Consider the following 3150-nt stretch of genomic DNA (forward strand, 5'->3'; position numbering starts at 1 on the left):
GGCAGGGGACGCAGAGGCCTCCGGGGGGTCGCGGGCGGGTTGTCGGCGGTAGTGACCCGGGAGCGCCACGGCGCGAGACTGGCTGATGTCCTGTCAGGCCCGTCGGAGGGACACCGCCCATGTATCCGGGGATCCACGCGTCCGCGCAGCCCGACAAGCCCGCCGTCATCGTCGCCCGCACGGGCCGAGTGGTCACCTACGGGGAGTTGGAGGAGCGCTCCCTGCGGCTCGCGAACCATGTGCGCGCGGCGGGGCTGGCCCCCGGCGATCATCTGGCGCTGGTCTCCGACAACGACCCGCGCTGCCTGGAGGTCTACTGGGCGGCGCTGCGCTCGGGCCTCTACGTCACCGCCGTCAACAGCCACCTGACGGCTGACGAGGCCGCCTACATCGTGCGGGACTGCGGCGCGCGGGTGGTGATCGTCTCGGCGGCCCTGCCCGAACTGGCTGCCGAGCTGGTGCCGCGTACGCCGCAGGTGAGGGAACGGCTGGCATACGGGCCCGTGGCAGCACTGCGGGCGCAGCCGGCTGCCTACGAGGACTACGAGCGGGTGCTGGCAGCCGCCTCGCCGAAGCCGCCCGAACGCCAGCCCCGGGGCGCCGACATGCTCTACTCGTCCGGAACCACGGGCCGCCCCAAAGGGATACGGCCGCCCCTGTCGGGTGACGACATCACCGACTCGCCCTCCCCGTTGGCTGCCCTCTTCTCCGGTCTGTACGGCTTCGGCACCGAGACCGTCTACCTCTCCCCCGCTCCGCTCTACCACGCGGCGCCGCTGCGCTTCTGTGCGGTGGTCACCGCGGTGGGCGGGACGGTGGTGCTGATGGACGCCTTCGACGCCGCCGGTGCGCTGGAGCTGATCGAGCGGTACCGCGTCACCCACGGCCAGTGGGTGCCGACGATGTTCGTGCGCATGCTGAAGCTGCCCGAGGCGGAGCGGGCGCGCTACGACGTGTCCTCGCTGCGGGTGGCGATCCACGCCGCCGCTCCGTGCCCCATCGAGGTGAAGCGCCGCATGATGGCGTGGTGGGGCCCCGTCCTGTACGAGTACTACGCCGCGACGGAGGGCAACGGACTGACCGTCATCACCCCGAAGGAGTGGCTGCGCAAGCCGGGCTCGGTCGGCAGGTCCGGACTGCTGGGCGAGGTGAGGATCTGCGCGGACGACGGCACGGAGGTGGCGGCGGGGACGACCGGGACCGTCTACTTCGCCCGCGAGGAATTGCCCTTCACTTACCACAACGATCCGGACCGCACAGCCGAGGCCCGGCATCCGCTGCATCCGGCGTGGACGACGACGGGGGACATCGGCCACCTCGACGAGGACGGTTATCTCTTCCTCACCGACCGTGCGGCGTTCACCATCATCTCGGGCGGCGTGAACATCTACCCGCAGGAGATCGAGGACTGTCTCGCTCTGCATCCGAAGGTCGCCGACGTGGCCGTGATCGGCGTGCCGGATCCGGAGATGGGCGAGTCGGTGCACGCGGTCGTCGAAGCCGAGCCGCCGGGTCCGGTGGGCCCACCGGGTCAGGCGAGGCCAGGGGAGCCGGCGGGTCCGGGGCTTGAAGGCGAGTTGCTGGCGTACCTGCGGGAGCATCTCGCCGGATACAAGGTGCCCCGCTCGCTGGAGTTCACCGACCGCCTTCCTCGCACCCCCACGGGAAAGCTCGCCAAGGGAGCCCTGCGGCGGGCGCGCAGGTGAGAGGCCCGAAGCCCGCGGCGTGGACGGGGCCGCGGTGCGGTGCGCGGCGAGCGGTATCCGGCCGTGCTCATGGCGGAACTCGACAGCGAACGCCGAGCCCGGCCGCGCGGACCGCCCCGACCGCGCCGCCCGCCCCGGCCACGCGGCTCACCCGGTCCTGCGGCCTCCGGGGAGGCCGCAGCGAGCGCGGAGGGCACCCACACGGAGTAATCCCTGCGCGCGGACCGCGGCCTTCTCGCGCGGCTTCCCCCTCGGGCGGGCACCCGGAAGGGTGGTGCGGTGCCCTGGGCCGTGTGCTGCGCTGGAGTTCCCGTTCCGGACCGCTGCCTCGGCTCGCCCGGCGACGGGCCGCCTGCGGCCTGGGGCCGCCCCCGCTCCGCCGCCCCGGCCTTCGGTACCTTCAGTGCCTTCGGTGCCTTCGGGTGTGAAAATGCGTGCTATGGATCAGTTTTCTGCGGCTGGGAAGCCCGCGTCGCCTGGGGACTTCTCCGCGCGCGGCTCCGCGAGCGCCGGACAGTTCGACACCGGGTTCGAACCGGGCGGGTCGGCGTCCGCCGTGTTCGCCGCCGGTGCGTCCGGTCCAGGGGGCGATGCTGCCTCCGGCCTCTCGGAACCGGCGTCCGAGCAGGACTCCGCCGGGGATCGGCGGTCCCGCAACCCGTCAGGGGCGGCTCAGGCGTGGGCCGCGCTGGGCGGTGACCCCGCTCTGCTGGGACGCGTCTCGTACGAGCACCGCCCCGGGCTGCTCCCGTCCGCGCTGCCCGTGCGGGAACTGGCCTCCGCGACGGTCGCCGTCTGCTCGCTGGCCGCGGCCGAGTTCTCCTGCGTACGGGCGCGCAGCGCGCTGCTGCCGCCCGTCCGTGTCGACGAGGGCGCGGTGGCCACGGCCTTCCACAGCGACCGGCTGGTCCGCGTCGACGGGCACGGTCCGGCCGCCTTCGCGCCGCTGTCGCGCTTCTGGCGTACCGCCGACGGCTGGGTCCGCACGCACGCCAACTACCCGCACCACCGCGCCCGCCTGCTGTCCGCGCTGGGCATGCCGGACCACGGCCCGGCCGAGGACGAGGCGGCGGCGGGGAGGGTGGCCACGGAGTTGGCGAGCCGTCGGGCGCGGGATGTCGAGGAGGTCGTGTACCGCCAGGGCGGTCTGGCGGTAGCCGTCCGCACCCCCGACGAGTGGGCGTCCCACCCGCAGCGGGCTGCCGTCGCGGCGGCCCCCCTGGTGTCGGTGAGCGGTCTGGACGCGGCCCCGCGAGCACCCGGGTGAGATCCAGAACGCGCAGTCCCCGCAGCCCGCACGTTGGCGCTACTGGGCGCCGACGTGCTGCGCATCGACGCACCGGAGCGGCCCGAGTTCCCCGGCACGCACGCGGACACGGGCCTGGGCAAGCGCTCGCCGCTGCTGGATCTGTCCACCCGGGCGGGGCAGGCGACGTTCGAGGAG

General features: G+C 73.8%; 1 protein-coding gene and 1 pseudogene. Both read left to right on the forward strand.

Annotation, left to right across the window (positions count from 1 at the left end; all coding sequences use genetic code 11):
- Positions 1-119: 119 nt before the first annotated feature.
- Positions 120-1706: an acyl-CoA synthetase gene (locus tag AB8Z75_RS33410; protein WP_369208655.1), complete on the forward strand. Its 1587-nt coding sequence runs from the start codon at positions 120-122 to the stop codon at positions 1704-1706.
- Positions 1707-2136: 430 nt separating this feature from the next.
- A pseudogene (locus tag AB8Z75_RS33415) lies at positions 2137-3150 on the forward strand (hypothetical protein); the annotation flags it as partial.

It is taken from the genome of Streptomyces sp. PU-14G (genome assembly GCF_041028275.1).
GTDB lineage: Bacteria > Actinomycetota > Actinomycetes > Streptomycetales > Streptomycetaceae > Streptomyces.

Bases quoted from the DNA above. Each gene is read 5' to 3' on its own strand.
- AB8Z75_RS33410 (WP_369208655.1), top strand. From the start codon at position 120: ATGTATCCGGGGATCCACGCGTCCGCGCAGCCCGACAAGCCCGCCGTC.